This window comes from Aeromicrobium sp. EU05-FHT14F07 (assembly GCF_058790455.1).
The window spans coordinates 1-5,528 of record NZ_JBYTCR010000040.1 but is presented as its reverse complement, the minus strand read 5'-3'; the positions used below and the strand labels follow the sequence as shown (position 1 = coordinate 5,528).

Annotated in this window: 3 rRNA genes; all 3 read right to left on the bottom strand. The window is 56.9% G+C overall.

Annotated features, from left to right (window positions below):
• Positions 1-130 precede the first annotated feature (130 nt).
• Positions 131-247 (bottom strand): 5S ribosomal RNA (rrf, locus tag AC3WRM_RS18350).
• 80 nt (positions 248-327) lie between these two features.
• Positions 328-3,433 (bottom strand): 23S ribosomal RNA (locus tag AC3WRM_RS18345).
• A gap of 345 nt (positions 3,434-3,778) precedes the next feature.
• Positions 3,779-5,297: ribosomal RNA gene (locus AC3WRM_RS18340) — 16S ribosomal RNA — on the bottom strand.
• Together the 16S, 23S and 5S rRNA genes form the textbook arrangement of a ribosomal RNA operon.
• Between the last annotated feature and the right edge of the window lie 231 nt (positions 5,298-5,528).

Genomic DNA, 5,528 nt, shown 5'->3' with positions numbered 1-5,528 from the left:
CCGGCTTGCTGGTGCGGCGGGGACGGTCCTGACCGCTGCCGCCGGGGCGCGAGGTGTTGTTCATTCCGTGTGCTCCTGGAGAAATGCAACAAGGCCGCCCCCAGTGGGGGCGGCCTTGTGCGTAATGATTGTCCGGCGGCGTCCTACTCTCCCACGCAGTCTCCCGCGCAGTACCATCGGCGCTGAAGGGCTTGACTTCCGGGTTCGGAATGTAACCGGGTATTTCCCCTTCGCCATGGCCGCCGAAACTCTATGGAGATATCAATCGTTCCCGACTCATATCTCGGGAACCTCACAGTGGACGCGCATGCAATCGTGCAGGTGTAGTGAAACAAGCCCTCGGCCTATTAGTACCGGTCAGCTCCATGCATTGCTGCACTTCCACTTCCGGCCTATCAACCCAGTGGTCTGCTGGGGGCCTTACCTGGTAAACCAGTGGGAAACCTCATCTTGAAACGTGCTTCCCGCTTAGATGCTTTCAGCGGTTATCACTTCCGAACGTAGCCAACCAGCCGTGCTCTTGGCAGAACAACTGGCACACCAGAGGTTCGTCCATCCCGGTCCTCTCGTACTAGGGACAGCCTTTCTCAAGTTTCCTACGCGCGCGGCGGATAGGGACCGAACTGTCTCACGACGTTCTAAACCCAGCTCGCGTGCCGCTTTAATGGGCGAACAGCCCAACCCTTGGGACCTGCTACGGCCCCAGGATGCGACGAGCCGACATCGAGGTGCCAAACCATCCCGTCGATATGGACTCTTGGGGAAGATCAGCCTGTTATCCCCGGGGTACCTTTTATCCGTTGAGCGACGCCGCTTCCACATGCCAGCGCCGGATCACTAGTCCCGACTTTCGTCCCTGCTCGAGCTGTCACTCTCACAGTCAAGCTCCCTTGTGCACTTACACTCGAAACCTGATTGCCAACCAGGCTGAGGGAACCTTTGGGCGCCTCCGTTACATTTTAGGAGGCAACCGCCCCAGTTAAACTACCCATCAGGCACTGTCCCTGATCCGGATAACGGACCTAGGTTAGATATCTAGTACGACCAGAGTGGTATTTCAACGATGACTCCACTCGAACTGGCGTCCGAGCTTCACAGTCTCCCACCTATCCTACACAAGTCGAACCAAACACCAATACCAAACTATAGTAAAGGTCCCGGGGTCTTTCCGTCCTGCCGCGCGTAACGAGCATCTTTACTCGTAGTGCAATTTCGCCGAGTTCATGGTTGAGACAGCGCCCAAGTCGTTACTCCATTCGTGCAGGTCGGAACTTACCCGACAAGGAATTTCGCTACCTTAGGATGGTTATAGTTACCACCGCCGTTTACTGGGGCTTAAGTTCTGTGCTTCGCTTGCGCTAACACGTCCCCTTAACCTTCCAGCACCGGGCAGGAGTCAGTCCGTATACGGCGTCTTTCGACTTAGCACGGACCTGTGTTTTTAGTAAACAGTCGCTTGGGCCTGGTCTCTGCGGCCTTCAACGCTTCGTGGAGCAAGTCCACTGACGAATCCGGCCCCCCTTCTCCCGAAGTTACGGGGGCATTTTGCCGAGTTCCTTAACCATGATTCACTCGATCACCTTAGTATTCTCTACCTGACCACCTGAGTCGGTTTGGGGTACGGGCGGCTCTGAAACATCGCTAGATGCTTTTCTCGGCAGCATAGGATCACTCACTTCGACTAAAACGTCTCCCCATCAGTTCTCAGGCACATGAACGGCGGATTTGCCTACCGTTCGCCCTACGACCTTGGCCGCGGTCTACCATCGCCGCGGTTGAGCTACCTTCCTGCGTCACACCATTGCTTGCCTAGTACCAGTTCGGGTCATGCGCTCCGCCTCATCATGCTCCCGAAGGAGCTGCAATGAGGTTTCGGGCACTTAGCATCACTGGATTCAGCAGGGTCGCTTCAGTGCCGGTACGGGAATATCAGCCCGTTGTCCATCGACTACGCCTGTCGGCCTCGCCTTAGGTCCCGACTTACCCAGGGAAGATTAGCTTGACCCTGGAACCCTTGGTCATCCGGTGGAGGAGTTTCTCACTCCTCATTCGCTACTCATGCCTGCATTCTCACTCGTGTCGCGTCCACGGCTGGGTTACCCCGCCGCTTCACTCGCGACACGACGCTCCCCTACCCATCCACGCACCTGGACCACGAAGGCCTGGTTCATGCGCGAATGCCATAGCTTCGGTGGATTGCTTGAGCCCCGCTACATTGTCGGCGCGAAATCACTTGACCAGTGAGCTATTACGCACTCTTTCAAGGGTGGCTGCTTCTAAGCCAACCTCCTGGTTGTCTCTGCGACTTCACATCCTTTTCCACTTAGCAATCTCTTGGGGACCTTAGCTGATGGTCTGGGCTGTTTCCCTCTCGACTACGGAGCTTATCCCCCGCAGTCTCACTGCTGCGCTCTCACTTATCGGCATTCGGAGTTTGGCTGAGTTCAGTAAGCTTGTAGGCCCCCTAGCCCATCCAGTGCTCTACCTCCGACAAGAAACACGCAACGCTGCACCTAAATGCATTTCGGGGAGAACCAGCTATCACGGAGTTTGATTGGCCTTTCACCCCTATCCACAGGTCATCCCCCCAGTTTTTAACCTAGGTGGGTTCGGTCCTCCACGCGGTCTTACCCGCGCTTCAACCTGCCCATGGATAGATCACTCCGCTTCGGGTCTAGATGGTGCAACTCAAACGCCCTCTTCGGACTCGCTTTCGCTACGGCTACGGCCCTCGCCTTAACCTCGCTACACCACGCTAACTCGCAGGCTCATTCTTCAAAAGGCACGCTGTCACCCTTCACAAGGAAGAGCTCCAACGGATTGTATGCACATGGTTTCAGGTACTCTTTCACTCCCCTCCCGGGGTACTTTTCACCTTTCCCTCACGGTACTAGTCCGCTATCGGTCATCGAGGAGTATTTAGGCTTAACGGGTGGTCCCGCCAGATTCACACCGAATTTCAGGGGTTCGGTGTTACTCGGGGTAACGAACAAGAGCCATGAGCTTACGACTACGGGGGTATCACCCTCTATGCCACGACTTTCCAGTCGGTCTCGTCTTCACTCACGGTTTATGACTCTTCGCTGATACGGCAGTCTCAGCAGTTCGGCCCCACGACCCCCCAGTGACAACGCCTGCCGGCTATCACATCACTAGGGTTTAGCCTCTTCCGGTTTCGCTCGCCACTACTTCCGGAATCACGGTTGTTTTCTCTTCCTGCGGGTACTGAGATGTTTCACTTCCCCGCGTTCCCTCCACACGCCCTATGTGTTCAGGCGCAGGTACCTGGACTTTCCTCCAGGTGGGTTTCCCCATTCGGACATCCCCGGATCACAGGTCGGTTGTCACCTCCCCGGGGCTTTTCGCAGACTCCAACGTCCTTCATCGGCTCTCGATGCCAAGGCATCCACCATGTGCACTTAGTAGCTTGTTTTACATTGCTACAAGATGCTCGCGTCCACTGTGAAGTTCTCAAGATACGTCCGGTCCCGCACTCCGATCCGACGCCTACCCACACACGCGGGCGGTTCACCGGGAAGAACGGTCCAAGAAGACCCAGCCAACGGCTGATCCCTCAGGACCCAACAGTGTGCTAAGCGCGACCGCACCCTCCGCTCGAGGTTCCTGCCCCTCCCGAAGAAGAGGTGTACTGACAAGCATCGGTCCACGACCGGCCAACTAATCGACGTCCACTAGTGAGCAGCACTGCGCAAGACATTCGCTCACGAACAGCGCCATGGACCCACCACCCGAAGGCAGTGAGCCAAATGCTCCTTAGAAAGGAGGTGATCCAGCCGCACCTTCCGGTACGGCTACCTTGTTACGACTTCGTCCCAATCGCCAGCCCCACCTTCGACGGCTCCCTCCACAAGGGTTGGGCCACCGGCTTCGGGTGTTGCCGACTTTCATGACGTGACGGGCGGTGTGTACAAGGCCCGGGAACGTATTCACCGCAGCGTTGCTGATCTGCGATTACTAGCGACTCCGACTTCATGGGGTCGAGTTGCAGACCCCAATCCGAACTGAGACCGGCTTTTTGGGATTCGCTCCACCTCACGGTTTCGCAGCCCTTTGTACCGGCCATTGTAGCATGCTTGAAGCCCTGGACATAAGGGGCATGAAGACTTGACGTCATCCCCACCTTCCTCCGAGTTGACCCCGGCAGTCTCCTATGAGTCCCCACCATCACGTGCTGGCAACATAGGACGAGGGTTGCGCTCGTTGCGGGACTTAACCCAACATCTCACGACACGAGCTGACGACAGCCATGCACCACCTGTATACCGACCACAAGGGGGGCCACATCTCTGCAGCTTTCCGGCATATGTCAAACCCAGGTAAGGTTCTTCGCGTTGCATCGAATTAATCAGCATGCTCCGCCGCTTGTGCGGGCCCCCGTCAATTCCTTTGAGTTTTAGCCTTGCGGCCGTACTCCCCAGGCGGGGCGCTTAATGCGTTAGCTGCGGCACGGAAACCGTGGAAGGTCCCCACACCTAGCGCCCAACGTTTACGGCATGGACTACCAGGGTATCTAATCCTGTTCGCTCCCCATGCTTTCGCTCCTCAGCGTCAGGTAATGCCCAGAGAACCGCCTTCGCCACCGGTGTTCCTCCTGATATCTGCGCATTCCACCGCTACACCAGGAATTCCGTTCTCCCCTGCATACCTCTAGTCTGCCCGTATCGGAAGCACGCTCAGGGTTGAGCCCTGAGTTTTCACTCCCGACGCGACAAACCGCCTACGAGCCCTTTACGCCCAATAATTCCGGACAACGCTCGGACCCTACGTATTACCGCGGCTGCTGGCACGTAGTTGGCCGGTCCTTCTTCTGCAGGTACCGTCACTCTCGCTTCGTCCCTGCTGAAAGAGGTTTACAACCCGAAGGCCGTCATCCCTCACGCGGCGTTGCTGGATCAGGCTTTCGCCCATTGTCCAATATTCCCCACTGCTGCCTCCCGTAGGAGTCTGGGCCGTGTCTCAGTCCCAGTGTGGCCGGTCACCCTCTCAGGCCGGCTACCCGTCGTCGCCTTGGTGGGCCATTACCCACACCAACAAGCTGATAGGCCGCGAGCCCATCCTTCTCCGCCAGAGCTTTCCACCCCCCACCATGCGACAGGGGGTCATATTCGGCATTAGACGTCGTTTCCAACGCTTATTCCAAAGAGAAGGGCAGGTTGCTCACGTGTTACTCACCCGTTCGCCGCTCGTGTACCCCCGAAAGGGCCTTACCGCTCGACTTGCATGTGTTAAGCACGCCGCCAGCGTTCGTCCTGAGCCAGGATCAAACTCTCCGTTGAAAACCCCACCAAAGGGGCCAACATCAAAATGACCCGGCAAACTGACTGCTGACAGTCAAAATTGTCGGAATTGCCACCGCGACACACACCACACCCCAACCACAAAAGGAAGAGGCATCATGCCTGCCGACGGGGGTAAAACTGATTACTTCTCGTCGACTTTTAGCACACTGTTGAGTTCTCAAACATCAGACGCACACCCACCAGACAGACCCACATCAGGGCCCACCC